Raw genomic sequence first — 24,964 nt, 5'->3', positions numbered from 1 at the left:
TGGAAGCCGCCTTGGCGAACCTGTCGGCCGCACCTGCCGATGGCAGCGTCGGCGCGGGCCAGCTGGCGGCCCTTGCCGCTACCGTCGAAGATCTGCGCGGCCAGATCGCCGCGGCGACGGCGGCGCCCGACGCGGCGGCGATCCGGGCGCTTGTCGATGAAGAGCTGAAGGCGCGCGAGGTTGCGCAATCCGAGAAACTGCAGGCCGAAACCGCCGCCGCGGCCGCGCAGGCCGCGCGCTCGGCCGCGCTTGGCAAATTGTCCTTGGCCGCCCAGACCGGCGCGCCCTATGCCGATCTGCTGCCCGATCTGGGCGCGGACCTGCCCGCCATCGTGACCCGCTATGCCGCATCGGGCCTGCCGCCCCTGGCGCAGGATTTCCCCGAAGCCGCCCGCCGCGCGCTTGAGGTCGCCCGCCGCGCCGATCCGGGCAGCAGCATGGGCGACCGCTTCCTGTCCTTTCTGAAAACCCAGACCGGCGCCCGCTCGCTGACCCCGCAAGAGGGCGATGACCCCGATGCCGTCCTGTCGCGCGCCGAAGCCGCGGTGACGCGGGGCGAGGCGCAGGCCGCGCTGGATGAAATCGCCACCCTGCCGCCCGAAGCGCAGGCCGAGCTGGCCGATTGGGCGGCGCTGGCGCGCGATCACCTTGCCTTTGCCCAGGCGCTTGCCGCGCTGACCGCGGCCGAGCCGAAACCCTAAGGAGGCGCGATGTTCTGGTCGCTTGCCAAGGTCGTCCTGTTCCTGGCCGTCATCGCGGCGCTGGCGGTTCTGGCCGTTTTCGTCTCGGACAGCGGCAATGATCTGCGGATCTGGGCCGGCGGGATGGAATTCACCCTGGGCCCGCTGCAGACGGTGATTGCCGGCATTCTGCTGCTGCTGGCGATCTGGCTGCTGTTCAAGGCGCTGGGCTTTTCTGCCGCGGTGTTCCGCTTTCTGAATGGCGATGAAACCGCGGTGTCGCGCTATTTCGACCGCAACCGCGAAAGGCGCGGCTATGCGGCGCTGACCGAGGGGATGGTGGCGCTGGCTTCGGGCGAGAACACGCTGGCGCTCGCGCGCGCGAAAACCGCCGAGCGGCTGTTGGGCAAGCCCGAATTGACCACGCTCTTGACCGCGCAGGCGGCCGAGGCGGCGGGCGACAGCAGAACGGCGCTGGCCGCCTACAAGACGCTTCTGGCCAATGAAGGCACGCGATTCGTCGCCATGCGCGGGCTTCTGCGCCAGAAACTGGCCGAGGGCGATACGGCGACCGCGCTGAAACTGGCCGAACGCGCCTTCGCGCTGAAGCCGCGCCATGCCGAAACGCAGGACATCCTGCTGAAGCTGCAGGCCGGGCAGGCGAACTGGAAGGGCGCGCGCGAGACGCTGACCGAAAAGCTGCGTTCGGGCGAACTGCCGCGCAGCGTCTATCGACGGCGCGACGCGCTTCTGGCGCTGAAAGAGGCGCAGGTGGTGATGGACGAGGGCGCCAGCATCGAAGCGCGCGAGGCTGCGATCGAGGCGAACAAACTGTCGCCCGACCTGATTCCCGCCGCGGTGATCGCCGCGCGGGCGCTGGTGGAAAAGGGCGATCGCAAGGGTGCGACCCGGGTGTTGAAAAAGGCCTGGGAGGCGCAGCCGCACCCCGATCTGGCCGCCGCCTTTGCCACGATCGAGCCCGGGGAATCGGCGCAGGCGCGGCTGAAACGCTTCCGCACCCTGCTGGCCGCCCGGCCGCAGGATCCCGAAACCCGGCTGACCGAGGCCGAGCTTCTGGTCGCGGCCGAGGATTTCCCCGCCGCGCGCAAGGCGCTGGGCGATCTGGCCGAGGCGCATCCGACCCAACGCGCGCTGGCGCTTCTGGCCGCGATCGAACGCGGCACCGGGGCCGAGGATGCGACGGTGCGGGCGATTCTGGCCCGGGCGCTGACCGCATCGCGCGGGCCGCAATGGTGCTGCGACAAATGCCAGTCGGTGCATGAGGACTGGCAGCCGATCTGCCCGATCTGCGACGGGTTCGACACCCTGTCCTGGCGTGAGCCGCCGGCGCCGCTGCAGGGCCGGGCCGCCGCCCCCGCCGCACTGGCGCCGCTGTTGGCCCAGCCCGTCCCGGCCGAGGACGCGCCCGAAGACGCCGCGGAAAAGGCGGATGTGCCGGAGGCCGAACTTGTCGCCGCTGATCTGCCGCCGGCGCCGATCGTCGATCCGGTGACGCCGCCGGTCAACCCCGATCTGCCGCCCGGCCACGCCGAAGCGCCGGGGCCCGAATTGACCCCGGACGAGATTCTGCGGCGATCAAATTAGGGCTACACCTTCGCTGCGACCGATGCTAAAGCCTGCCCGAACGCGGCAGGTGCCGGTCCGACAGGGCGGCGCAGGGCGCGATCAGGGAAGAATGCCGGTGTAGCTCAGCTGGTAGAGCACGTCATTCGTAATGATGGGGTCGGGGGTTCGAGTCCCTTCACCGGCACCATTCTTCCCCGGCCCGAAGGGGCCATCCCCGGCAGGGCAGGCGCGCCTAGCGCAGATGCGATTCCAGGAAATACAACTGCTTGTCCAGATCGCCCGAGACCTGGGTCAGCAGATCGGCCGTGACCAGATCCTTGTCGTCTTCGGCCGTCTCGATCCCCTCGCGCGCGGCATTCGACACCTGGGCCAGCGCTTCGGCCAGGGCCTTCACCACCACCATGCCTTCGCGGGCGGTGTCGGGGAATTCCGGCAGGCGGGTGGCGTTGGCGGCATCCGACAGCCGGCCCGGAACGAAGCCGCCCAGCGCCGCGGCGCGTTCGGCGACGGCATCGACATGGCCGTTCAGCACGGCGTGAAGCCCGTCGAAATGTTCGTGCAGCGCAATGAAATGTGGGCCGGTCACGTTCCAATGCGCATGCTTGGTGCGCAGCGTCATGTCGGTCAGGTCGGCGAGCATCTGGTTCAGCAGCGCCTCAACCTTCTTGCGGTTCGGGCGCGAGATGTCGATTCCCGTGGTGGCGGGATCCGTCTTGGTGGGGCGCGTGGCGGTGGTCGTGGCCATCCTATCCTCCTGCGATATGGTCTATGGGTCGCGGGGGAAACGCCCGGAGCGCCGACACGGTTCCGGCGGCCCGACAAGCGAAAACCCCGCCCTTGCCAGGCGGGGTTTCGAATTTTCGGCGAAAATGCGCAGCCGGCACAGCCGGCGTTGCGGATCAGGCCAGGGCGGCGCGGGCCTTGTCGGCGATCGCGTTGAACGCCTCGGGCTCATGCACGGCCAGATCGGCCAGGACCTTGCGGTCCACTTCGATCCCGGCCTTGGCCAGGCCGTTGATCAGCCGCGAATAGGTCAGCGCCGGGTCGAAGATGCGGGCAGCGGCGTTGATGCGCTGGATCCACAGGGCGCGGAACTGGCCCTTCTTCGCCTTGCGGTCGCGGGTGGCGTATTGCATCGCCTTGTCCACGGCCTGGGTGGCGGTGCGGAAATTGGTCGAACGGGCGGCGTAATAGCCCGAAGCGGCCTTGATCACCTTGCGGTGGCGGGCGTGGGTAACCTTGCCGGATTTGACGCGGGACATCTGTGTCTACCTCTCAGCGATTGTACGGCATGTATTTCTTGACGATCTTCGCGTCCGAATCGTCGAGGATCATCGTCCCCGTCGCCTGACGGATGAATTTCGTCGTACGCTTGATCATGCCGTGGCGCTTGCCGGCCACGCCAGCCTTCACATGGCCATTGGCCGTGAAGGTGAACCGCTTCTTCGCAGCGGATTTGGTCTTCATCTTGGGCATTTCACTCTCCAGTGTTCAACGCGCGCCAGGCATGCCACATACGCCCGAGCGCGCGGGTCGTTCCGAAGCCCGCCCTATAGGCGCAGGGGCCCCGGGGTGCAAGCGGAAAACTAGCCGATATAGCGGCCAAGGACCTGCAGCATCACCCGGGGCACGTCGCCCCAGCCATAGCCACCGGGTTTCTGGGTCAGCGCGGCCACGACCAGCGCGCCCGCGACGATCAGCATCACCGCTCCCATGCGCGGCGCCCGCCCATCGGTCCAGGCCGACAGAAGCGAGGGCAGGCTCAGCACCGCAAGCACGATGCCGATGGTCAGAAACAGATCCGGGTCCATGCTGCGGCCTTGGCGTTGGGGGGCTTTGGGGGCGGAAGGGGATGCCGGAAGGTTAGCCAGGATCGACGCGCGAGATCAACTTTTCATTGCAGGGCGCGACACGCAGGATGTTGGTCGTGCCCTGCACGTTGAAGGGCACGCCCGCGGTCACCACGATATGGTCGCTTTCCTCGGCGAAGCCATCGACGCGCGCGGCGCGGATCGCGTAGATTACCGCCCCCTTGAAGCGTTCCTGTTCCGGCACGATCACGCAATGCACGCCCCAGGTAAGCGCCAGCTTGCGGGCGGTTTCCACCAGCGGCGTCAGGGCGATGATCGGCACATGCGGCCGTTCGCGCGCCACCAGCGCCACGGTGTTGCCGGTCTGGCTGAAACAGGTGATCGCCTTGATATCGGTCGATTCGGCGATTTCGCGCGCGGCGGCCACGATGCCGTCGGCCACGGTCACCCGCTTGGCCGAGCGGCTGGCATCGACGATGGCGCGATAGGTCGGGTCGCTTTCGACCGACATCGCCACGTTGTTCATCGTCGTCACCGCCTCGACCGGGAATTTCCCGGCCGCGGATTCGGCCGACAGCATCACCGCATCGGCGCCTTCATAGATCGCCGTCGCCACGTCGGACACTTCGGCCCGGGTCGGCATCGGGTTCTCGATCATCGATTCCAGCATCTGCGTCGCCACGATCACCGGCTTGGCCGCCGCGCGCGCGCCGCGCACCAGCCGCTTCTGGATCGGCGGCACCGAATGGACCGGCAGTTCCACCCCCAGATCGCCGCGGGCGACCATGATCCCGTCCGACACGGCCAGGATCGCATCATAGGCCTTCACGGCCGCGGGCTTTTCGATCTTCGACAGGATCGCGGCCCGGCCATTGGCCAGGGCGCGCGCCTCGATCACATCCTCGGGGCGTTGCACGAAGGACAAGGCCAGCCAGTCGACGCCCATCTCGCAGGCGAATTCCAGATCCTTGCGGTCCTTGGGCGACAGCGCCTTCAAGGGCAGCACCACATCGGGGACGTTCACCCCCTTGCGGTCCGAGATCGTGCCGCCCACCAGCACGGTGCAATCGGCGAAATCGGCGCCGCAGGCATCGACGCGCAGGCGGATCTTGCCGTCATTCACCAAAAGCGTGTTGCCGGTTTCCAGGGCGGCGAAGATTTCGGGATGCGGCAGCTGCACCCGGGTCGAATCGCCCGGAGTCGGGTCCAGATCCAGTCGGAACTGGTCGCCGTCTTCCAGATCATGGGCGCTGGCGGCAAAGGCGCCGACGCGCAGCTTCGGGCCCTGCAGGTCGGCCAGGATGCCGATCGGCCGGCCCAGATCTTGCTCGACCTTGCGGATGATCGCATGGCGCGCGCGAATGTCGTCATGCGTGCCATGGCTCATGTTCAGGCGGAAGACATCGGCCCCGGCGACAAACAGCGCCCGGATCATTTCGTAATCATTCGAAGCCGGGCCCAGAGTGGCCACGATCTTCACGTTGCGGTGGCGGCGCATGCCATCCTCCTTGCAGGTTATCGTGTTCGCGGTGGGCCGCCCGCCTTATGGCGCAAAGCGCCGCGGCAGGCAACTGCGGGAATGGCGAAGGATGAACAGATCGCGGGGTCTGTCCGCGCCCGCCCGGGTGCCGTGCGGGGCGTGGACCTGGCGGCGGCGATCGGCTATGCCCTTGGCCGAAATGCAAAGCGAAGACCCGGCATACCTGATTGAGGGCGCGTCGCGCCCCGGCCGCTGGCTGGTGACCTGCGACCATGCCTCGAACGCGGTTCCGGCCTGGATCGGCGGCGGCGATCTGGGCCTGCCCGCGGCCGACATGGCGCGCCACATCGCCTGGGATCCGGGGGCTGCGGGCGTGGCGCGGGCGCTGGGGCGGCATCTGGACAGCCCGGTGATCCTGTCCACCTTCTCGCGTCTGGTGATCGACCCGAACCGGGGCGAGGATGACCCGACCCTGGTGATGCGGCTTTATGACGGCTCGGTGGTGCCGGCCAATCGGCGGATCGGGGCCGAAGGGATCGAGGCGCGGCTGAACCGGCTGTATCGCCCCTATCACGCCGCCTATGCCCGGCTGGCGGCGCGGCGGCCCGATACGGTGATCGTGGCGATCCACAGCTTCACCCGCTGCCTGAACGGCCGCCCGCCGCGGCCCTGGCATGTGGGGGTGCTGTATTCGCATCGCGACGAACGCCTGTCGCGCCCGCTGATCGCCCGGCTGATCGCCGAGCCCGATCTGTGCATCGGCGACAATGAACCCTATTCGGGCCATCTTCCGGGCGATGCGATCGACCGGCATGCCCTTGAACCCGGGCGGTTGAATACCCTGATCGAAGTCAGAAACGACCTGATCGGCGATGAACCCGCGCAAGAGGCCTGGGCCGCGCGGCTGGCGCCGATCCTGGCGGGCGCATTGAAGGATCTGGGGGAGGATGTGGAATGACCGATAAGATCGACGCGGCCACGCAGACTGAATTGGAAGCCGCGGCCTTCCGCGCGTTGATGCAGCATCTGCTGGTCAAGCGCCCCGAGGTGCAGAATATCGACCTGATGAACCTGGCGGGTTTCTGCCGCAACTGCCTGTCGCGCTGGTATCAGGAAGCGGCGGCCGAACGGGGCGTGAACCTGTCGAAGGACGAGGCGCGCGAGATCGTCTATGGAATGCCCTATGCCGATTGGGTGGCGCAGCACCAGACCGAGGCGGATGCGGCGAAGAAGGCCGCCTTCGAGGTGGCTTTCGCGCAGAATGTCGGCCCCGCCAAATCCTAGGCGCAGGCCTGGGCGGTGCGGCTAAAGCCCCGCCCAGCGCAGCCCGGCGGCCAGAGCCATGGCCGCCACCGCCGCGCCCACATCGTTGCGCGTCCATAAAGACAGCGCGACCGCCGCGCCCAGGGCCAGGCTTTCGACCAGCGCCCCCGCGGCCAGCGCCTGGGCGGTGATCCCGGCCATCACGGCCAGGGGCGTGGCTTTCAGCGCCGCATCCAGCCGCGCCGAGGGGGGCAGAAAGCGCATCGCCACATAGCCCGCCATCCGGCAGAACAGCGCGGCGAGCGTCATCACCAGCAGCATCAGCGTCATCGAGGGCATCAGCGGATCACCCCCGGCCTGGCTGTCAGCGCCGCCACCGCGCCTCCGGCAAGGCCCGCGGCCACGATGCCCCAGCCCGGGCCCGCAAACGGCCCCACGGCCAGCGCGGCCGCAGCACCCACCGCCACCGGCACCAGCGCCGCCCGGCTGCGCACCATTGCGGCCATCATCGCCGCGGCAAAGGCCGGCAGGGCCAGATCGGCGCCGAAAGCCCGCGGGTCGGGCAGGACGGCGCCGAAGATCACGCCCACCAGCGTGCCCCCCAGCCAGGCGCCGACCAGCGGCACGCCGGTGCCGATCAGAAAGGCGCGGTCCGCCTCGCCCTTCTCGGCCGCCCGCATCGTCGCGATCCAGTTCGCATCGCCGATCAACAGCAGGCTGGAAAAGGCCCGCAGCGGCCCGGCCTGCGACAGCCAGGGCTGGATCGCGGCGCCGAACAGCAGGTAGCGCGCATTCATCACCAGAACCGTGGCGGCCAGCGTCATCAGCGTGGCCTCGCCCGCCTGGATCAGCGACAGTGCCGCCAGCTGCGCCGAGCCGGAAAACACCGTCACGCTCATCGCGAGGGCCCAGGCCCAGCTCAAGCCCGCCTGGGCGGCGACCAGCCCGAAGGCCAGGCCATAGATGAAGATCGCCGCACTCAGCGCCAGCCCGACCCGGGCGCCGCGTCGAAAACCCGCTGCCGAAAAGGGCGCGGTCATGGCGCCTTAAATGGCCGCCTTGCGCATCTCGTCGAGATAGATCTCGCGCAGCCGGCCCGCCACCTTGCCCGGCTTGCCGGTGCCCAGCGCCACGCCGTCGATTTCCACCACCGGCAGCACGAAGGCCGAGGCCGAGGTGATGAAGGCCTCATCGGCGGCCTTGGCCTCGTCGACGGTGAAATTGCGTTCCTCGACTTCCATCTGCGCGTCGCGGGCAAAGCGCAGCACGGCGGCGCGGGTGATTCCGTGCAGAAGATCATGGCTCAGCGCGCGGGTGATGATCTTGTTGCCCTTGACGATATAGGCGTTGTTCGAGGTGCCCTCGGTGACGAAGCCGTCCTCGACGAACCAGGCATCGTCGACATGCGCCTTCTTGGCCATCATCTTGGCCATCGACGGGTACAGAAGCTGCACCGTCTTGATGTCGCGCCGCGCCCAGCGCTGTTCCGCCACGGTGATGACACGCAGGCCCGTCTTGGCCGCCGGATTGTCGGCCAGGCCCGGCTTCGACTGGGTGTACAGCACCACGGTCGGTTCCACATCCGCGGCGGGATAGGCGAAGTCGCGGTCGCCCGGATTGCCGCGGGTGACCTGCAGATAGACCATGCCCTCGGTCACGCCATTGCGCGCGACCAGCTGGCGATGCACCTCAAGCCAGTCGGATTCCGACAGCGGGTTCTTCATCTCCAGCGCATCCAGGCTGCGCTGCAGCCGCGCCAGGTGGCCGGCAAAGTCGATCAGCTTGCCGTCCAGCACCGAGGTCACTTCATAGACCCCGTCGCCCATCACGAAGCCACGGTCGAAGATCGAGACCTTGGCCTCGGTTTCAGGCAGGTAGTCGCCATTCAGATAGACGGTGCGCATGGATCATCCCCAAAGCTCGGGCAAGGCCGGATGGATGCGGCGGTCGTCATAGATCACCGCAGGGCTGCGGTCTTCTGCCATATCGGCCGGACCGTCAAGGTCCGACCATGCCGCATCCTGCGCCAGCAGAACGGCCGGCGCCATCGACAGGCTGGTAGACACCATGCAGCCCACCATCAGCTTCAGCCCCAGCCGGCGGGCTTCGTCGCGGGCGCGCAGCGCCTCGGTCAGCCCGCCGGTCTTGTCCAGCTTCAGGTTCACCGCGTCATACCGCCCGACCAGCGCGGCCAGGCTGGCCGCATCATGGGCGGATTCGTCGGCACAGACCGGCAGCGGGCGGTCGATTTCCGCCAGCATCTGATCGGCGCCCTGCGGCAGGGGCTGTTCCACCATCTCGACGCCCAGGCGCAGAAGATGCGGGGCAAGCTCGGTATAGACCTGTGGCGTCCAGCCTTCATTGGCATCGACAATCAGCCGCACCCCCGGCGCGCCCGCGCGCACCGCCCCAAGCCGCGGCATGTCGTCGGGCGTGCCGAGTTTCACCTTCAAGATCGCGCGATGGGCGTTCTTCGCCGCCGCCGCGCGCATCTTTTCCGGCGTGTCCAGCGAGATCGTGAAGGCGATTTCCACCGGCTGCGGCGGGGCAAGGCCCGCCAATTGCCAGACCGGCCGGCCAGTGGCCTTGGCCTCAAGATCCCACAGCGCGCAATCCACCGCATTGCGCGCGGCGCCCGGCGGCAGCGCCTGTTGCAGCGCCTGGCGCGAGATGTCGGGCGGCAGCGCCAGGATCGCGGCGATCGTATCTTCCACCGTGGCGCCATAGCGCGGATAGGGCAGGCCCTCGCCCCGTCCGGTCGCGCCATCGCGGGTGACGGTGCAGGTCACCACCCGCGCCTCGGTCTTCGACCCGCGCGAGATGGTGAACGGATTGCGGAGGGCGAAGATTTCTGCGGATGCGGTGATCATGGGCGATTGGTAGCAGCGCGGCGGGCGGCCGGGAAGCCGCGATCCATTCTTCGGCCATGCTGCAGTCGCAAAGGGATGTTGCACTGCGGCGCGCAATATAATAACCGTATCGAACAGAGTCGCGAAATATCCTTGCCCGAAGACTTCCGAGAGACGCATGAGCTTCCGCATCCAGCCCGCCGCCCCCGCCCGCCCCAACCGCTGCCAGCTGTTCGGCCCGGGCTCTCGTCCCGCCTTGTTCGAGAAGATGGCGGCTTCGGCGGCGGATGTGATCAACCTTGATCTGGAAGATTCGGTGGCGCCCGGCGACAAGCCGCAGGCGCGCGCCAACATCATCCAGGCGATCAACGAGATCGACTGGGGCAAAAAGCATCTGTCGGTGCGGATCAATGGGCTGGACACGCCCTATTGGTATCGCGACGTGGTCGAGGTGCTGGAACTGGCCGGCGACAGGATCGACCAGATCATGATCCCCAAGGTCGGCTGCGCGGCCGATGTCTATGCGGTCGATGCGCTGGTGACGGCGGTGGAACGCGCCAAGGGCCGGCAAAAGCCCATCGCGCTGGAGGTGATCATCGAGACGGCAGCGGGCATCGCCCATGTCGAGGAGATCGCGGCTTCCAGCCCCCGCTTGCAGGCCATGAGCCTGGGGGCGGCGGATTTCGCGGCCTCGATGGGGATGCAGACCACCGGCATCGGCGGCACGCAGGAAAACTACTATATGCACCGGCAGGGCCAGAAATACTGGTCCGACCCCTGGCACTGGGCGCAGGCGGCGATCGTCGCGGCCTGCCGGACCCATGGGGTTCTGCCCGTCGACGGGCCCTTCGGCGATTTCTCGGATGACGAAGGGTTCAAGGCGCAGGCCCTGCGCTCGGCCACGCTGGGCATGGTCGGAAAATGGGCGATCCACCCCAAGCAGGTGGCGCTGGCGAACGAGGTCTTCACCCCCTCGGACACCGCGGTAAGCGAAGCGCGCGAGATCCTGGCGGCGATGGAAGCGGCCAAGGCGGCGGGGCAGGGTGCTGCCACCTACAAGGGCCGGCTGATCGACATTGCCAGCATGCGCCAGGCCGAAGTGATCGTGCGCCAGGCCGAAATCATTACAGCTTCATGACAGTGAATCGTTGACAGAGTGCCTGCCATTTGTGCAGGCTTGACGTAAGGAAAGACCGTTCTCGGGCGGTCTTCGAAATGGACCCGGCCGTGACACATGGGGAGAGGAGGCCCCGCACGGCATATCGGGAGGACGCGCGCCCCGTGGTCACCACCGCGGGGCGTTGCTGTTTTTGGCGATCTCGGATGGGCCAGAAGGCGCGCCGTGGCTGCCTGGCCCAGGGGCTGCGCACTTCGCTGCCGGCGCATCTGGCGCAAGGCCTGTGCAAGCTGTTGCCTGCCGAGTTGCATCTTGACCCCCGCCCCGCCATATAGAGCCGATCCGAAAAGGGGGCCCGCCCGATGAACTACCTGGAATTCGAAAAGCCCTTGGCCGAGATCGAAGGCAAGGCCGAAGAGCTGCGTGCATTGGCGCGCACCGATTCTGGCATGGATGTCACGCGTGAGGCCGAGCAGCTGGACCGCAAGGCCGAAGCCGCGCTGCGCGATCTCTACAAGAACCTGACCCCCTGGCAGAAATGCCTGGTTGCGCGCCATCCCGACCGGCCGCATTGCAAGGATTACATCGAGGGCCTGTTCACCGAATACACGCCCCTGGCCGGGGACCGGAATTTTGCCGATGACCATGCGGTCATGGGCGGGCTGGCGCGGTTCAACGACAAGCCGGTCGTGGTGATCGGCCATGAAAAGGGTCATGACACCAAGACCCGCATTCAGCACAATTTCGGCATGGCGCGGCCCGAAGGCTACCGCAAGGCGATCCGGCTGATGGATCTGGCGCATCGCTTCCGCCTGCCGGTGATCACGCTGATCGACACGCCCGGCGCCTATCCGGGCAAGGGCGCCGAGGAACGCGGCCAGGCCGAGGCGATTGCGCGCTCGACCGAGAAATGCCTGACGCTGGGCGTGCCGGTGATTGCGGTTGTGATCGGTGAAGGCGGCTCGGGCGGGGCGGTGGCCTTCGGCACGGCGAACCGCATCGCGATGCTGGAACATTCGATCTATTCGGTGATCTCGCCCGAAGGCTGCGCCTCGATCCTGTGGAAGGATGCCGAGAAGATGCGCGAAGCGGCCGAGGCGCTGCGGCTGACCGCGCAGGATCTGCAGAAGCTGGGCCTGATCGACCGGATCGTGGCCGAGCCGGTGGGCGGCGCCCAGCGCGCGCCGTCGGAAGCGGTGGCGGCGGTCGGCAAGGCGATTGAGGCGATGCTGAAGGACCTGGGCGGCAAGAAGCCCGAGGCGCTGATCAAGGACCGGCGGCAGAAATACCTTGATATGGGCACGAAGGGCCTGGCTGCGTGATCCGCGCGGCCCTTGGCGCCCTGCTGATCGCCGCACCCGCGGCCGCAGGGACGCTGGAGGGCCGGCTGGTCACCTTCACCGTGATGACCTGGGACGATCCCGCCCAGCCCTATCTGCAGGCGCGCGGCAAGACGGTGACCGTGGGCCAGGGCGTCGAATTCGGCCTGGGCCCCGAGGGGCTGACCGGCGGGCTGGATGTCGTGCCGGTCGAGGTGGAGATCCAGCCGCAGCGGGTCGAGATCACCTATCCCGAAGCGGCCGGAGCGGGCGCGTTCTACGAAGCCGGGTTCAACGGCTATGTGCTGCGTTTCGAAACCGAATGCGCGCTGTTCGCCGGCTGGCGAATCGATCGCGCCGCCACCACGCTGGCGGTCGACGAGGATGACATCTTCACCGATCGGGGGGCGCTGTATATCAACGTCTCGGGCCTGCATTACGACGATCAGGCCCGGCTGGCGCTGGATCTGGACGTGACGGATTGTCCGCTCAGCTAATGGGCCAGCAGTTCCGGCGCGCTGGCGCCCAGGGCCTGCAGATGCTCGGTGGCGCCGCCCAGGGGCCCGACCGAGACGGAAATCACCGGCCCCCGGAACGGATCATCCATCTGTTCCGCCGCCCGCCAGCGGCCGTCGCGGCGGTCATAGGCTGCGTGTTGCAGATCGGGCACCAGGCCTGAGGCGGCGGCCTGGGCGGTGATCTGGTCGAAAAGATCGGGGCCCACGCGCAGCCCGTCGGGCGGGGCCTGTCCGGCCTCGACCACCGCACAGAAGCGGCGGCCGTTCTCGCTGCCCCAGAAGGCCAGATAATCCCAGCCGGTCAGCCGCAAGGCGCGGGCCGAAGCGGGAAAATCGGCCGCCAGCGCCGCCAGGGCCGGATCCAGCGGGGCGGGGGCTGCGATGCCCAGAAAGGGCGTCGCGCCATCGCGCGCATAGGCCAGGCAATGGTCGAAGATCAGCGCCAGCACGAAGGGCTGATCCCGGCCGGGGCTTTCGGCGCGTGCCGGCACGGACAGGGCCAGCGCCAGCACGATGGGCGCCAGCAGACCCGCCGCGCGCATCACCACATCGTCCCCTTGGCGCGGGCCGGCCAGGCGGCATCATAGGCGGCGCCGTCGAAGCGGCCCTCGGTGATCTCGCGCAGCATGTCACCCACGCTGGGCAGGCCGGCCGACTGGTCGCCCGCGCTCCACAGGGCCGAGCGGATCAGCGCGCGGGCGCATTGCGAATAGACCTCGGCAATGGCGATGACGATCACGCTGCGCGGCAGCTTGGCGTTGCGGGCAAAGCGGGCACGCAGGGCGGGATCGGCGGTCAGCCTTGCGGTGCCGTTCACCCGCATCGCGGTGTTCGAGCCCGCGACCAGGAACATCAGGCTGACCCGCCCGTCGCGCAGGATGTTGCGCAGGCTGTCGATCCGCTCATTGCCCTGCCAGTCGGGCAGGGCCAGGGTTCGGTCGTCCAACACGGTGACCACCGGCCCCTCGTCGCCACGGGGCGAGCCGTCGGTGCCTTCGGGCCCCACGGTCGACAGCACGCAGAAGCGCGCCCTTTCGATATGGGCGCGATAGGCCGGGGTCAGCATCGGCGTGACCTTGATCTGCGCCGCCTGGCCGGGCGTGCCATAAAGCGCCTGCAGATCCTCAAGCGTCTCGATCCAGTCCATCAGCTTTTCCGTTTCCTGGGCTTCGGCGGCGGGCGGTCGCGGGCGATCTGGCGCAGCACTTCGGCCGCCTCTTCCGGCTCGTCCAGCAGTGCATCGGCGCAGAGATAGCGCTTGGCGCCCGGAAAGGGCTCGCCCGGCGGGCAATCGGCCAGGGCGTCGGCAGTGCCCGCTGTGGGCTTGATCCAAAGCTGGTCGTCACAGATCAGCGCCACGACCACGCCGTCCAGATACAGCGCATATTCGCCGAACATCTTGCGGCTGGTCAGGGGCAGAGGGGCCAGAGTGTCGATCAGGTGATCCACGGTCTGCTTCTGGCTTGCCATCGTCTTGCCCCCTGCGCCGCCTTTAGGCCTTGAACCCGGCCTCGGCCATCAGCCGCTGCGAATTGACCTCGATCGCCTGTTCCATCCGGGTCATGAACTCGCCCATCGGCAGGCCGGGCGGGATTTCCGGCAGGAATTCCACCACCGCCGTGCCCGGATGGCGCAGGATGCCGCGCTTGGGCCAGAACAGGCCCACATTGGTGGCCACCGGCACGCAGGGCTGGCCCAGTTGCTGATACAAGACGCCGGTGCCCTGCTTGTAGGGCCGGCTCTCGCCCGGAGGCACGCGCGTGCCCTGCGGATAGATGATCAGCTGGCCCGGATAGGCGGTGCCGCGCACGACATCGGCCTTCATCTTTGAAATCGCGGCGCCGCGCTTGCCGCGGTTCACCGGGATACAGCCGATCCGCAGCGCGTATTGGCCCAGAAAGGGCGTGTAGATCAGTTCGCGTTTCATGATGAACTTGGGCCGCGACAGCGCGTGGAAGATCACCAGAATGTCGAAGAAGCTTTGATGCTTGGCGGCAACCATCACCTCGCCCTCGGGGGGCGTGCCGCGGATTTCGGCCTTCAGGCCGCACAGAATGCGCGCCGTCCAGATCACCCAGGCCGCATAGCCATGGCAGGCGACAAAGGCCCCCCGGCGCGAGAACAGCGCCCAGGGCGCAAAGCCCAGCGCGAAGACCGCCATCGCCAGATACATCTGGACGATGAAGATCAGCGACAGGATCCAGCGGATCGCGATCATCTCAGGTCAGCTCCCGTAATTTGCGCAGAGCGGCGCGGCGCGTGGCGGCAAAGGCGACAGCGCCGGCCAGCGGCGGCAGGACAAAGGGCCAAAGCCAGCCCGCGCCCTGAAAGCCAAGGCCGGTCAGGAAGCCGCCCGCCGCATCGGCACTGGGCAGCAGCAACACGCCCAGAAGCCCGGCAAAGGCGCCGGCACTGGCCCCGGCCAGGGCGCGCAGGGTAAAGCGGCGCACGAAGGCGCGGGCGATATAGCTGTCGCGCGCCCCCACCAGCCGCAACACCCGGATCACCTGAGCGTTGGCCGCCAGCGAGGCATTGGCGGCGAGGGTGATCATCGCCCCCATCGTCGTGCCGATCAGCAGGATCGACAGCCAGCCCAGCAGCCGCAACCGCCCCGCCGCCTCGGCGAGCGGGCGGCGCCAGCGGGTATGGTCGTCCAGAACCGCGCCCGGCGCCTCGGCCGCCAGACGCTGGCGTAGGCCCTCGCTGTCATAGGCCGGATCGCCCTCGGTGATCTCGATCAGCCGCGGCAGCGGCAGTTCGGCCACCGGCAGGTCGGGGCCGAACCAGGGTTCCAGGAGCTTGCGGTTTTCTTCATCCGACAGGGCGCGGGCCGAGGCGACGCCGGGCGTCACCGACAAAAGCGCCAGCACCGCCTGGGTCTGCAGCTCCAGCTGTTCGGGCGGGGCGGAAAGCCGGATCGTCGCGGTCCGCGCCAGCGCGTCTGCCCAGCGATGCGCCAGCCGGCCCGAGGCCAGCGACAGCGCCAGCGCGAAGACGCAAAGGAAGGTCATCGCGCCGGCGGTGAAGGTGGTCAGCCAGGCGGTATGGCCCGAGGGCGGCACCACGCGGTCGGCATGGCGGGTGCTGTCGAAAAAGGCGGCAATCGCGGGCGGCAGGGTCACAGATCCGCCCCCGCAAGCTGGATGCGCCGCTTTGAAATGCGCAGCACGCGGGCGGCAATCTGCGCCTTGGCCTGGCGGATCAGGTTCAGGTCATGGGTGGCCACGACAATGGTCTTGCCCATCCGGTTCAGTTCCACCAGCAGCGTCAGCAGGCGCAGCGACATCTCCCAGTCGACATTGCCGGTGGGCTCGTCGGCCAGAATGACATCGGGGCCCATGATGATCGCCCGGGCCAGCGCCGCGCGCTGCCTTTCGCCCCCCGACAGCGAGGGCGGGCGCACATCGGCCAGATGGCCAAGCCCGACCCAGCCCAGAAGATCGGTCAGGTCCTGCGGATTGCTGCGCCGGCCCGAAACGGTCAGCGGCAGCTGCACATTCGCCGCCAGCGGCAGGTGATCGAGGAACTGCACATCCTGATGCACAACGCCGATCCGCCGCCTTGTGCGGGCAATGTCGTCGCGGGTCAGGCTTTTCACCTCGCGGTCGAAGATCGTGACATGGCCGGCGGTCGGCATCAGCTCGGCATAGGCCAGCTTCAGGAAGGTCGTCTTGCCCGAGCCCGAAGGCCCGGTCAGGAAATGGAACGATCCCGGTGCCAGCCGCAGCGACACTTCGGACAGCAGCTCTCCGCCGCCGTAACTATAGGCCGCATTCTCGAAGGCGATCACCAAGACGGTCCCGATTTTCCCTGCTGCGGGGCAGACTGAACCCCAATTCCTGTGCTTTCAATCGCACGAGGCTTAACCATTGCACAAGGGCGGGTCACAAAGCCTTGGAACACCCAAACTTGATTGCTACAAGGCGGTCGGGGTCTTCTTCCGTCGAGGGGTGCGTAGATGCGGCTGGCATGCCCGAATTGCGATGCCAAATATGAAGTCCCGGATGACGCGATCCCCGAAGCGGGGCGCGATGTGCAGTGTTCGAACTGTGGCCATGCCTGGTTCCAGCTGCGCCCCGAGGCCGAGTTGGACGCGGAACTGGAAGCCGCGCTGTATGGCGACGAGCCGGCGCCCGCGCCAGCCGCCGCCGCTGCGCCTCTGGCTGCGCCCCAGACACCGCCGGCGCCTGCCGATGCCGATGCCGATCTGACCGCCGCCCTGGCGGGGATCATGGCCGACACGCCGGCCCTGCAGCCCGATCCGGGTGCGCCGCAGCGCCCCGGCCCGGTGCCCGAAGAAGACTATATCGAGGATCTTCCCCCCGCGCACGACCCGGGGCCCGGCCCAGGGTCCGAGCGGGCGCCCGAACCTGCTCCCGTGCCCGCGCCCAAGCGCGCCATGGACGAGGCGGTGCTGGCCGTGCTGCGCGAAGAGGCCGAGCGCGAGGCCGAGGCGCGCCGCCACGAGGCCCAGCTTGACGCGCAGCGCGCCGACAGCCGCCGGGCCGAGGCCGAGCGTCAGATGCAGATCCAGCCCGATCTGGGCATGGCCGATCCCGCGCCCGCGCCGCGCCCCTCGCTGTCGCCGACGCAGCGCCGGCTGGCGATGCTGAAGGGCGAAGATCCCGATGCCGCGCCGCCCGAGCCTGCGCGGCCCCCGGCCCGGCGCGACCTGCTGCCGAATGTCGAGGAACTGACCTCGACCCTGCGGCCGGGCGAGGCGGGAGACGATGCCGACGAGATGGCCGATGCGCTGCCCGACCTGACCCGGGGCCGGGCCAGCTTTCGCGCGGGCTTCCTGCTGATGCTGTTTGTCGCGCTGATCGCCGCGGCGGTCTATGTTGCCGCACCCAGCCTGTCGGCCGCCGTGCCGGCGCTGCAGGCGCCGCTTGCCGCCTATGTCATCTTCGTCGACGGGCTGCGCGCCTGGCTGGACGGGGTGATGAACCAGGCCACCCAGGCGCTGACCGGCGCGCCCAAGGGCTGATCGGGAAGGGCTGATCGGGGCCTGCGTTTCCCGGCCGGTCCGGCCGGGAAAGGATCAGAAGAAATCCAAGAGCCGCTTCAGGTAATCCAGCTCTTCCGCCGGGCGCTGCGCCTCGCCCGAGCGGCGGCGCAATTCGTCCAGCAGATCTTGGGCGCGCTTGTCGGGATCGTTCTGCACCATGTTCTGGTCCGAGCCGATCCGCGCCGCATCGCCCGGCTCGCGGCCCAGCGGATCCTTGCCGTTCGGATCGGCCCTTCCGGCTTCCTGGGTGCCGCCGTTTTCCTGGCCCTCGCGCTGTTCCTGGGCCAGCGCCTCGCCCAGATCCTTCATCCCGTCGCGCATCGCCTGCAGGGCTTCGGACTGGTGGTCCAGCGCGCTGCCAAGATCGCCCTCTTCCAGCGCCCGTTCGGCCTGACGCATCGCCTCTTCGGCGCGGTCCAGCGCTTCGCGGCCGGATTCGCCCTTTTCCGTGCCGTCGCCCGGCAGTTTGCCGCCCTGCAACTGATCCAGACGGTCGCGCAATTCCTTCTGCCGCTCGGCCAGTTCGCCCGGATCCTGGCCCGGGCTTTCGCCGTTGCGGCCCTTCTGCATGTCGCGATAGGCGTCGTCGGACAGATCCTGCTGGTCGCGCAGCGTCTTGCCCAGATCCTTCATCGACGGGTTGCCTTCGCCGCCTTCGCCGCCCTGGCCCTGGGTGACCTGCAGGTTCTCCATCAACTGGCGCAGCTGTTCCATCAGCGCCATCGCCTCGGCGGTCTTGCCCTCTTCCATCAGGCGCTGGATTTCATCCAGCATCTTCTGCAGCTGATCGCCGGTGATTTCCTGGCCTTCGCCGCCTTGCGGCATGCCTTCGGGATTGCGCTGCGCCTCTTCGCCCAGCTCGCGCGTGTAGTCGCGCATTGCCTGCTGCATGTCCTTCATCAGCTCGTCGATTTCCTCGGGCGAGGCGCCATTGCGGATCGCCTCTTCCAGACGGTCCTGGGCGCGCTGCAGCCGGTCCATCGCGCTGGACAGATCGCCGGTCTCGAAGATCAGCGCGATCTGCCACAGCTCTTCGGCCACCGCATCGCGCTGTTCGGTGGTCAGCGGACGGGCCATCTTGTCGATCTCGCGCACCAGCACCCGCAGGCGGCGCACGGCAGATTCCGAGCGCGACAGGTCTTCGGGCCGGTACAGGATCGCCTTCAGCAGGTCGCTTGCGCGGTCGATGTTGCTGCGGTTCCACAGGATGTCGCGGCGCATCTCGGTGACGGCCGCGGCCATCGGGTCGAAGAAGCGCAGGCCCGGCAGGGTGACCGAATAGGGCGCGGCGGCGCCGGTCTGGCCGGGCGCGTCGGAAACCTGAAACAGCATCGTCACCGGCATATTGGCCAGGATCGACTTCGAGACGTCATCGACCAGCAGTTCGGTGAAGTCGGCGCGGCTGCCCTTGACCGGCATCGGCAGGTCCAGAACCACCGGCGCGATCGCCTCGGGCTCGACCGCCAGACCATAGGTCCGGGTCACCTTGGCCAGATCCAGCGTGATCGTCACCCGCCCGCCGGTCACGCCGTAATCGTCGCTGGCCTTGAAGCTTTGCTTGAAGCGCCCCTTGGCCTCGCGGCCCATATCGCCCGACACCTCGACCGCCGGCAGCCCGTCGGGAAGGGCGACGATTTGCCATTCCCGCCCGCCGGGGCCTTCGATCGCCAGCCGGCCGGATTGGCTGACGGTCAGATCGGTGACACCCGGGGTCGCGACTGGCAGGGCCGCATCGCCCTGACCGCCGGGCGGGGCGACCTGGGCCACGGTCTGATCCACCGTCACGGCGCTGTCGCCATAAGAGCGGATCTGGATCCGGGTGCCGACCGGCACTTCGAAGCTGTCGGCGGTGATTTCGTTCAGGTAAAGCGTGGGCTTGCCGGTATAGGCCGGGGGCTGGGCCCAGCCTTCCCAGACCGGCCCGCCGGGCATGGCGACGGCCGGGCCGGGGGCGATGCCGGTGACTTCGGTCACCCGCCACAGGCTGCCGAACAGCGCGGCCATCACCGCGGCGGTCAGCGCCACATAGCGCAGCGAATAGGGGTCGCGGCTGGCCAGCTGCAGGTTCGGCGCCACGGGCTTCGCTGCGGCGGCACGGGCGGCCATGCGGGCACGATGCGCCTGCCAGACCGCTTCGGACCCGGCATCGTCGCGGCCGATGGCCATTGCATCCTGCAGGGCGGCGATCGGGCGGCCCGGCATGGCGGCATCCAGCCGCGCCAGCGCCTCGGCCCCGGTTGGACGGCGGAACCGGCGCAGGCCCCAGATCAACGCGACCAGCGCCGCCAGACCCGCGCCACCGGCGCCGATCTGCACCCACAGCAGGGGGCCCAGATCCTGCAGCCCGAAGGCCACGGCGGAAAACACCAGCAGAAGCAGCGTCCAAAGCGGCCAGAAGGCGCGCGACAGCCGTTCGGCCCAAAGCCCGATCAGCGTCAGCCGCCGGGCGGCGGCAAGGGATTGCAGGGCCTTTTCAGGGGTCTCGGCGGCCATCCAGCTCTCACGCAGGGCCGTGGGGGTCACAGCCACGCCGGAAGTCTATCCCGCGAAAGCATTTCGTCAAAGGTCGGCCTTTCCCGAATGACGGCATAGTGATCCCCATGAACCAGCACTTCGGGGATCAGCGGGCGCGAATTGTATTCGCTGGCCATCACCGCGCCATAGGCGCCCGCACTGCGGAAGGCGACCAGATCGCCCTCGGCCAGCCGGGCCGGCAGGTCGCGGCCGCGAGCGAAGGTGTCGCCGGTTTCGCAGACCGGGCCCACCACGTCGAAGGGCCGCGTCGGCGCGCCGGGCGCCTCTTCGATCACCGGAAGGATGTCGTGATGCGCATCATACATGCTGGGACGCACCAGATCGTTCATCGCCGCATCGAGGATCAGGAAATCCCGCCCCTCGCCCTCTTTCACATAGATCACCTGCGCGACCAGCAGGCCGGAATTGCCGGAAATCAGCCGGCCCGGCTCGATCTCGATCTCGCAGCCCAGATCGCCCAGGGTGCGCTTGATCATCGCGCCATATTCGACCGGCAAGGGCGGCGCCTCGTTCGAGCGGGTATAGGGAATGCCCAGGCCCCCGCCCAGATCCAGCCGATGGATGTCATGGCCATCGGCGCGCAGCGCCAGCGCCAGTTCGCGCACCTTCTGGAAGGCGGATTCGAAGGGGGCAAGCTCGGTCAGCTGGCTGCCGATATGCACGTCGATGCCCACGACCCGCAGCCCGGGCAGAGAGGCTGCCTCGGCATAGACCGCGCGGGCCTTGGCGATCGGGATGCCGAACTTGTTCTCCGACTTGCCGGTGGCGATCTTGGCATGGGTCTTGGCGTCGACATCGGGGTTCACGCGCAAGGCGATCGGGGCGGTCACGCCCAGCGCGGTGGCGATGTCCGAAATCGCCCGCAATTCGGGTTCCGATTCGACGTTGAACTGCCGGATGCCGCCTTCCAGCGCCGCACGGATTTCGGCGCGGGTCTTGCCGACGCCGGAAAAGACGATCCGGCTGCCCGGCACACCCGCGGCCCGGGCGCGCAGATATTCGCCCATGCTGACCACATCCATGCCCGCGCCCAGATCGCCCAGCGTCTTCAGCACGGCGATGTTCGACAGCGACTTGATCGCGAAGCAGACCAGATGCGGCAGGGGCGCCAGCGCCTCGGTGAACAGGCGGAAATGCCGGGTCAGCGTGGCGGTGGAATAGACGTAGAACGGCGTGCCCACCGCGGTTGCAATGTCTGACAGGGCCACATCCTCGGCATGAAGAATGCCGGATTTGTAGAGGAAATGGTCCATCGCGGGATCCTTCGGGAGGGGGCTTCGGCAGGCGGTATAGACCCAGCCGGTTTGCAGCGCAAACGGCCGATTTCTTCGAAGAAATCGGTCCGGAGCCTTTGAAGGCTCCGCTGCGGAGTTTTCGAAAACTCCGCTTCCCTGCGATCAGCGGCCGACGATGCCGATCTCGGCCCGGCCTTCCAGCGCAAGCCCGGGCTTGGCCGCAGACTGGCTGGGCGCGACCGGCGGGCCGTCGGCGCCGCAGGCGGCAAGGGTCAGCAGCGACAGCAGAAGGGGGACGCGGATCAGGGTCATCTTGGCCTCAGAACGACAGAGAGATTTCGCCGCCGCCATCGTCGCCGGTGCCGACCGTGACACCCGCATCCAGCGCCGGATCGGCGCAGGCGGGCAGCAGCAGCAGGCTCAGGACAAGGGCAAGGCGGCACATGGCCCCTGTCATGCCCTGCCCGGCCGCCGAGGTCACCTCACGTTTTCCTTCCAGCGTGCAATCTGCGCGCGCACCTGCGCGGGCGCCGTGCCGCCATAGCTTTGGCGCGAATTCACCGAATTCTCGACGCCCAGCACCGCATAGACCGATTGGGTGATGCCGGGATGGACCGAGTTCATCTCGGCCAGCGACAGGTCGGGCAGGTCGCAGCCCTTCTTCTCGGCCAGCGCCACCAGCGATCCGGTCACATGATGCGCCTCGCGGAAGGGCAGGCCCAGTTCGCGCACCAGCCAGTCGGCCAGATCGGTGGCGGTCGAGAAGCCCGACGCGGCGGCGGCCTTCAGCACTTCGCGGTTGGCGGTCATGTCGCCGACCATGCCGGTCATCGCGGCCAGGCCCAGCATCAGACTGTCGGCCGCGTCGAAGACCTGTTCCTTGTCTTCCTGCATGTCCTTGGAATAGGTCAGCGGCAGGCCCTTCATCACCGTGAACAGCGCCACCGTCGCGCCCAGGATCCGGCCGATCTTGGCGCGCAGCAGTTCGGCCGCGTCGGGGTTCTTCTTCTGCGGCATGATCGACGAGCCGGTCGTCCATTTGTCCGACAGGCGCACGAAGCGGAATTGCGCCGAAGACCAGATCACCAACTCCTCGGCAAAGCGCGACAGATGCATGGCGCAGATCGAGGCGGAGGACAGGAATTCCAGCGCGAAATCGCGGTCGGACACCGAATCAAGGCTGTTGGCGGTCGGCCGGTCAAAGCCCAGCGCCGCGGCCGTCATGTGCCGGTCGATCGGGAAGCCCGTGCCGGCCAGCGCCGCCGCCCCCAGCGGGCATTCGTTCATCCGCTTGCGCGCATCTTCAAAGCGCGCGCGGTCGCGGGCGAACATTTCCACATAGGCCAGCATGTGATGGCCCCAGGTCACCGGCTGGGCGGTCTGAAGATGGGTGAAGCCGGGCATCACCCAATCGGCGCCCGCTTCGGCCTGGGCCAGAAAGGCCCCGATCAGCGCCGTCAGCCCGGAAATCGCCGCATCGCATTGATCGCGCACCCAAAGCCGGAAATCCACCGCGACCTGATCATTGCGCGACCGGGCCGTGTGCAGCCGCTTTCCGGCCTCGCCCACGATCTCGGTCAGGCGGCTTTCGATGTTCAGATGGATGTCTTCCAGCTCGACCCGGAACGGAAACTGCCCCGCCTCGATCTCTGACAAGACCGTGAGCAGCCCTTCCCCGATCGCCTCGGCATCGCTACTGCTCAGGATGCCCGTCGCCGCCAGCATCGCGGCATGGGCCCGCGAGCCGGCAATGTCCTGCGCGTAAAGCCGTTTGTCGAATCCGATCGAGGCATTGATCGCCTGCATGATCGCATCCGGCCCTTCGGCGAAACGCCCGCCCCACATCTGGTTGGCGGCTTTGGACTTCGGATCAGCGGTCATGGGGTGCCTGTCGGATGGAGAATGCCGTGCGTCTGCTTGATGTGGTGCTTTATACGGCCTTGGCGCTGGCTGCAAACGCGGGGGCGACGGCGGCGCTGGCGCAGGATGCCTCGGCGCTGCTGGAAGGCGACATGAAGAAGCTGACGCTCAGCGAACCTGTCGACCTGCCGCAGGCCGATCTGGTGACGCTGGACGATGCGCCGGCCAGTCTGGATGCCTATCGCGGCAAATGGGTGGTGGTGAATTTCTGGGCCACATGGTGCGCGCCCTGCCGGGCCGAGATGCCCTCGCTTGACGCGTTGCAGCAGGCCATGCCCGAGATTGCCGTGGTGCCGGTGGCGACGGGCCGCAACGATCCGGCGGCGATCCAGCGCTTCTATGACGAGACCGGGGTGAAATCGCTGCCGGTGCTGCGCGATCCGAAATCGAAACTGTCGCGCCAGATGGGCATTGCCGGCCTGCCGGTGACGGTGATCCTGAACCCCGAGGGCCAGGAGGTCGGCCGGCTGATCGGCGATGCCGACTGGAATTCCGACGATGCCCGCGCCGTGCTGACCGCGCTGATGGAGGCCGGCTGAGCCGCGCGCCGCGGGGCCTTACAGATCGAAGCTTGCGAAGACCGGCGCGTGGTCGGAAGGCTGGGTCCAGCCGCGGGCCGCGCGCAGGATGCGGCTGCCATGGGCGGCGTTGGAAATGTCGGGCGTGGCCCAGATATGGTCCAGCCGCCGGCCCTTGTCGGCCGCATCCCAATCGGCGGCGCGATAGCTCCACCAGCTATAGAGAAGCCCCGAAGGGATGTCCTGGCGCGTGATGTCGACCCACCGGCCCGCGTCCTGCGCGGCGCCAAGGTGGTCAACCTCGATCGGGGTATGGCTGACGATCTTCAGCAGCTGCTTGTGCGACCAGACGTCATCTTCCCGCGGGGCGATGTTCAGATCGCCCACCAGAATCGCCTTCTGCGGCGCATCGGCATGGAAGGCGTCGCGCATCTCGGTCAGGAAATCCAGCTTCTGGCCGAACTTGATATTGGCCTCGCGGTCGGGAATGTCGCCGCCGGCCGGCACATAGAAATTGTGGATCGTCACGCCGTTTTCCAGCCGCGCCGCCACATGGCGGGCATGGCCAAGCTTGGCATAATCGCGGTCGCCCGCGTCTTCGATCGGCAGTTTCGACAGGATCGCGACGCCGTTATAGCCCTTCTGCCCGCGCGCCACCATGTAGCGATAGCCCAGCGCCGCGAAGCCTTCGGTCGGGAACTTGTCGACCGGGGTCTTGATCTCTTGCAGGCACAGGATGTCGGGCGCTTCCTCGGCCAGCAGCTTCTGCACGATCGGCTCGCGCAGGCGGACCGAGTTGATGTTCCAGGTGGCAAGGGTGAAGGGCATGAGCAGGGGCCTTGGCAAGGGCGGTCGGGGCCGCGACCCTAGGCAGGCAGGCGGCAAAAGGGAAGCCCCGGATGCGGCCGTGTTGGGGCGCGGCGCCGTGGCCTGCGCAAAAGAAAGCCCGGGGGCGCACGAATTACGGCGCACGACCCGGGCTAGTCCAACAGGGAGGTCCGGAAAAGATAACATGGATTGGCGGTCACAGCAGAGGGGCCTGCGCAATTCTGATGCAGCGATGATTTTATGCCACAACCCTTGATTGATTATTCGCGCCGCCCCCTTGCGCACCGCGAAAAAAA

30 protein-coding genes and 1 tRNA gene are annotated in these 24,964 nt (G+C 67.9%); 10 read left to right on the top strand and 21 right to left on the bottom strand.

Annotated features, from left to right (window positions below):
- The 3 genes from K1Y73_RS02710 to K1Y73_RS02700 all read left to right on the top strand — a co-directional run.
- Window positions 1–701: COG4223 family protein (locus tag K1Y73_RS02710; protein ID WP_404819051.1), on the top strand; the 701-nt coding region annotated here is incomplete at its 5' end.
- A gap of 9 nt (window positions 702–710) precedes the next feature.
- A complete protein-coding gene (locus K1Y73_RS02705; RefSeq protein ID WP_225026375.1) occupies window positions 711–2,285 on the top strand; it encodes a heme biosynthesis protein HemY in 1,575 nt (524 codons plus the stop codon).
- A gap of 93 nt (window positions 2,286–2,378) precedes the next feature.
- Window positions 2,379–2,454 (top strand) — tRNA-Thr (locus K1Y73_RS02700).
- 45 nt (window positions 2,455–2,499) lie between these two features.
- On the opposite strand, the gene dps is transcribed toward K1Y73_RS02700, so the two are convergent.
- The 5 genes from dps to pyk all read right to left on the bottom strand — a co-directional run bounded on the left by dps (window position 2,500) and on the right by pyk (window position 5,576).
- Complete coding sequence (dps, locus tag K1Y73_RS02695) at window positions 2,500–3,012, bottom strand: DNA starvation/stationary phase protection protein Dps (protein ID WP_225026374.1); 513 nt, start codon at window positions 3,010–3,012, stop codon at window positions 2,500–2,502.
- A 154-nt stretch (window positions 3,013–3,166) separates the two neighbouring features.
- On the bottom strand, window positions 3,167–3,529 hold the full coding sequence (gene rplT / locus K1Y73_RS02690) for a 50S ribosomal protein L20 (RefSeq protein ID WP_225026373.1): 363 nt from the start codon (window positions 3,527–3,529) through the stop codon (window positions 3,167–3,169).
- Between the two features lie 13 nt (window positions 3,530–3,542).
- Window positions 3,543–3,743: a 50S ribosomal protein L35 gene (gene rpmI, locus K1Y73_RS02685; RefSeq protein ID WP_225026372.1), complete on the bottom strand. Its 201-nt coding sequence runs from the start codon at window positions 3,741–3,743 to the stop codon at window positions 3,543–3,545.
- A 110-nt stretch (window positions 3,744–3,853) separates the two neighbouring features.
- Window positions 3,854–4,078 (bottom strand): hypothetical protein, encoded by a 225-nt coding sequence (locus K1Y73_RS02680; RefSeq protein ID WP_225026371.1) that lies wholly within the window; start codon window positions 4,076–4,078, stop codon window positions 3,854–3,856.
- Between the two features lie 52 nt (window positions 4,079–4,130).
- Window positions 4,131–5,576 (bottom strand): pyruvate kinase, encoded by a 1,446-nt coding sequence (pyk, locus tag K1Y73_RS02675; RefSeq protein WP_225026370.1) that lies wholly within the window; start codon window positions 5,574–5,576, stop codon window positions 4,131–4,133.
- 166 nt (window positions 5,577–5,742) lie between these two features.
- On the opposite strand from pyk, the gene K1Y73_RS02670 reads away from it, so the two are divergent.
- Complete coding sequence (locus tag K1Y73_RS02670; protein ID WP_225026369.1) at window positions 5,743–6,516, top strand: N-formylglutamate amidohydrolase; 774 nt, start codon at window positions 5,743–5,745, stop codon at window positions 6,514–6,516.
- Window positions 6,513–6,842, top strand: coding sequence for a DUF1244 domain-containing protein (locus K1Y73_RS02665; RefSeq protein ID WP_225026368.1), 330 nt, complete (start codon window positions 6,513–6,515; stop codon window positions 6,840–6,842). The genes K1Y73_RS02670 and K1Y73_RS02665 overlap by 4 nt, the downstream gene beginning before the upstream one ends.
- A 21-nt stretch (window positions 6,843–6,863) precedes the next feature.
- Here the strand turns inward: K1Y73_RS02665 and K1Y73_RS02660 are convergent, their stop codons facing one another.
- The 4 genes from K1Y73_RS02660 to dgcA are packed head-to-tail and all read right to left on the bottom strand — an operon-like array spanning window position 6,864 to window position 9,691.
- The gene (locus tag K1Y73_RS02660) at window positions 6,864–7,160 is read right to left on the bottom strand and encodes an AzlD domain-containing protein (RefSeq protein ID WP_225026367.1); all 297 of its coding nucleotides are present in this window, start codon (window positions 7,158–7,160) and stop codon (window positions 6,864–6,866) included.
- Window positions 7,160–7,861 carry an AzlC family ABC transporter permease gene (locus K1Y73_RS02655; protein WP_263626487.1) on the bottom strand — a complete coding sequence of 234 codons (702 nt, stop codon included), beginning with the start codon at window positions 7,859–7,861 and terminating at the stop codon, window positions 7,160–7,162. The genes K1Y73_RS02660 and K1Y73_RS02655 overlap by 1 nt, the downstream gene beginning before the upstream one ends.
- 6 nt (window positions 7,862–7,867) lie before the next feature.
- Window positions 7,868–8,725 (bottom strand): D-amino-acid transaminase, encoded by an 858-nt coding sequence (locus K1Y73_RS02650; RefSeq protein WP_225026366.1) that lies wholly within the window; start codon window positions 8,723–8,725, stop codon window positions 7,868–7,870.
- 3 nt (window positions 8,726–8,728) lie between these two features.
- Window positions 8,729–9,691 carry an N-acetyl-D-Glu racemase DgcA gene (gene dgcA / locus K1Y73_RS02645; RefSeq protein ID WP_225026365.1) on the bottom strand — a complete coding sequence of 321 codons (963 nt, stop codon included), beginning with the start codon at window positions 9,689–9,691 and terminating at the stop codon, window positions 8,729–8,731.
- Between the two features lie 157 nt (window positions 9,692–9,848).
- Between dgcA and K1Y73_RS02640 the strand changes: the two genes are divergently transcribed.
- The 3 genes from K1Y73_RS02640 (at window position 9,849) to K1Y73_RS02630 (ending at window position 12,603) form a co-directional block, all read left to right on the top strand.
- A complete protein-coding gene (locus K1Y73_RS02640) occupies window positions 9,849–10,808 on the top strand; it encodes an L-malyl-CoA/beta-methylmalyl-CoA lyase (RefSeq protein WP_225026364.1) in 960 nt (319 codons plus the stop codon).
- 341 nt (window positions 10,809–11,149) lie between these two features.
- Entirely contained in the window at window positions 11,150–12,109 is a 960-nt protein-coding gene (locus K1Y73_RS02635; RefSeq protein ID WP_225026363.1) for an acetyl-CoA carboxylase carboxyltransferase subunit alpha, read from the top strand.
- The gene (locus tag K1Y73_RS02630) at window positions 12,106–12,603 is read left to right on the top strand and encodes a hypothetical protein (RefSeq protein WP_225026362.1); all 498 of its coding nucleotides are present in this window, start codon (window positions 12,106–12,108) and stop codon (window positions 12,601–12,603) included. Before K1Y73_RS02635 ends, K1Y73_RS02630 begins: the two co-directional genes overlap by 4 nt.
- On the opposite strand, the gene K1Y73_RS02625 is transcribed toward K1Y73_RS02630, so the two are convergent.
- From K1Y73_RS02625 to K1Y73_RS02600, 6 genes are read right to left on the bottom strand one after another with little or no spacing between them, the layout of a single operon-like run.
- A complete protein-coding gene (locus tag K1Y73_RS02625; RefSeq protein WP_225026361.1) occupies window positions 12,600–13,166 on the bottom strand; it encodes a hypothetical protein in 567 nt (188 codons plus the stop codon). The two genes, K1Y73_RS02630 and K1Y73_RS02625, sit on opposite strands and share 4 nt — an antisense overlap.
- A complete protein-coding gene (locus K1Y73_RS02620) occupies window positions 13,166–13,771 on the bottom strand; it encodes a pyridoxamine 5'-phosphate oxidase family protein (protein WP_225026360.1) in 606 nt (201 codons plus the stop codon). The genes K1Y73_RS02625 and K1Y73_RS02620 overlap by 1 nt, the downstream gene beginning before the upstream one ends.
- The gene (locus K1Y73_RS02615) at window positions 13,771–14,094 is read right to left on the bottom strand and encodes a TfoX/Sxy family protein (protein ID WP_225026359.1); all 324 of its coding nucleotides are present in this window, start codon (window positions 14,092–14,094) and stop codon (window positions 13,771–13,773) included. Before K1Y73_RS02615 ends, K1Y73_RS02620 begins: the two co-directional genes overlap by 1 nt.
- Before the next feature lie 22 nt (window positions 14,095–14,116).
- Window positions 14,117–14,842 (bottom strand): lysophospholipid acyltransferase family protein, encoded by a 726-nt coding sequence (locus tag K1Y73_RS02610; RefSeq protein ID WP_225026358.1) that lies wholly within the window; start codon window positions 14,840–14,842, stop codon window positions 14,117–14,119.
- Between the two features lies 1 nt (window position 14,843).
- Window positions 14,844–15,746: a cell division protein FtsX gene (locus tag K1Y73_RS02605; protein ID WP_225026357.1), complete on the bottom strand. Its 903-nt coding sequence runs from the start codon at window positions 15,744–15,746 to the stop codon at window positions 14,844–14,846.
- Entirely contained in the window at window positions 15,743–16,414 is a 672-nt protein-coding gene (locus K1Y73_RS02600; RefSeq protein ID WP_225026356.1) for a cell division ATP-binding protein FtsE, read from the bottom strand. Before K1Y73_RS02600 ends, K1Y73_RS02605 begins: the two co-directional genes overlap by 4 nt.
- Window positions 16,415–16,582: 168 nt before the next feature.
- Between K1Y73_RS02600 and K1Y73_RS02595 the strand changes: the two genes are divergently transcribed.
- Window positions 16,583–17,611 (top strand): zinc-ribbon domain-containing protein, encoded by a 1,029-nt coding sequence (locus tag K1Y73_RS02595; protein WP_225026355.1) that lies wholly within the window; start codon window positions 16,583–16,585, stop codon window positions 17,609–17,611.
- 54 nt (window positions 17,612–17,665) lie between these two features.
- On the opposite strand, the gene K1Y73_RS02590 is transcribed toward K1Y73_RS02595, so the two are convergent.
- From K1Y73_RS02590 to argH, 5 genes are all read right to left on the bottom strand, one after another.
- Window positions 17,666–20,161: a DUF4175 domain-containing protein gene (locus K1Y73_RS02590; protein ID WP_225026354.1), complete on the bottom strand. Its 2,496-nt coding sequence runs from the start codon at window positions 20,159–20,161 to the stop codon at window positions 17,666–17,668.
- A complete protein-coding gene (gene lysA, locus K1Y73_RS02585; protein ID WP_225026353.1) occupies window positions 20,152–21,420 on the bottom strand; it encodes a diaminopimelate decarboxylase in 1,269 nt (422 codons plus the stop codon). Before lysA ends, K1Y73_RS02590 begins: the two co-directional genes overlap by 10 nt.
- 144 nt (window positions 21,421–21,564) lie before the next feature.
- On the bottom strand, window positions 21,565–21,714 hold the full coding sequence (locus K1Y73_RS02580) for an argininosuccinate lyase (protein ID WP_225026383.1): 150 nt from the start codon (window positions 21,712–21,714) through the stop codon (window positions 21,565–21,567).
- A gap of 7 nt (window positions 21,715–21,721) precedes the next feature.
- A complete protein-coding gene (locus K1Y73_RS21975) occupies window positions 21,722–21,847 on the bottom strand; it encodes a hypothetical protein (protein ID WP_263626485.1) in 126 nt (41 codons plus the stop codon).
- A gap of 32 nt (window positions 21,848–21,879) precedes the next feature.
- Window positions 21,880–23,283, bottom strand: a complete 1,404-nt coding sequence (gene argH, locus K1Y73_RS02575) for an argininosuccinate lyase (RefSeq protein WP_225026352.1) — start codon at window positions 23,281–23,283, stop codon at window positions 21,880–21,882.
- Window positions 23,284–23,309: 26 nt separating this feature from the next.
- Here argH and K1Y73_RS02570 point away from each other — a divergent pair, with 26 nt between their 5' ends.
- Window positions 23,310–23,861 carry a TlpA family protein disulfide reductase gene (locus K1Y73_RS02570; protein WP_225026351.1) on the top strand — a complete coding sequence of 184 codons (552 nt, stop codon included), beginning with the start codon at window positions 23,310–23,312 and terminating at the stop codon, window positions 23,859–23,861.
- A gap of 18 nt (window positions 23,862–23,879) precedes the next feature.
- Here K1Y73_RS02570 and K1Y73_RS02565 read toward each other — a convergent pair whose 3' ends face one another.
- Entirely contained in the window at window positions 23,880–24,668 is a 789-nt protein-coding gene (locus tag K1Y73_RS02565; RefSeq protein ID WP_225026350.1) for an exodeoxyribonuclease III, read from the bottom strand.
- Window positions 24,669–24,964 lie beyond the last annotated feature (296 nt).

The organism is Xinfangfangia pollutisoli (genome assembly GCF_020179405.1).
GTDB classification, from domain to species: domain Bacteria; phylum Pseudomonadota; class Alphaproteobacteria; order Rhodobacterales; family Rhodobacteraceae; genus Pseudogemmobacter; species Pseudogemmobacter pollutisoli.
This window is presented reverse-complemented; position numbering and strand designations above follow the sequence as displayed.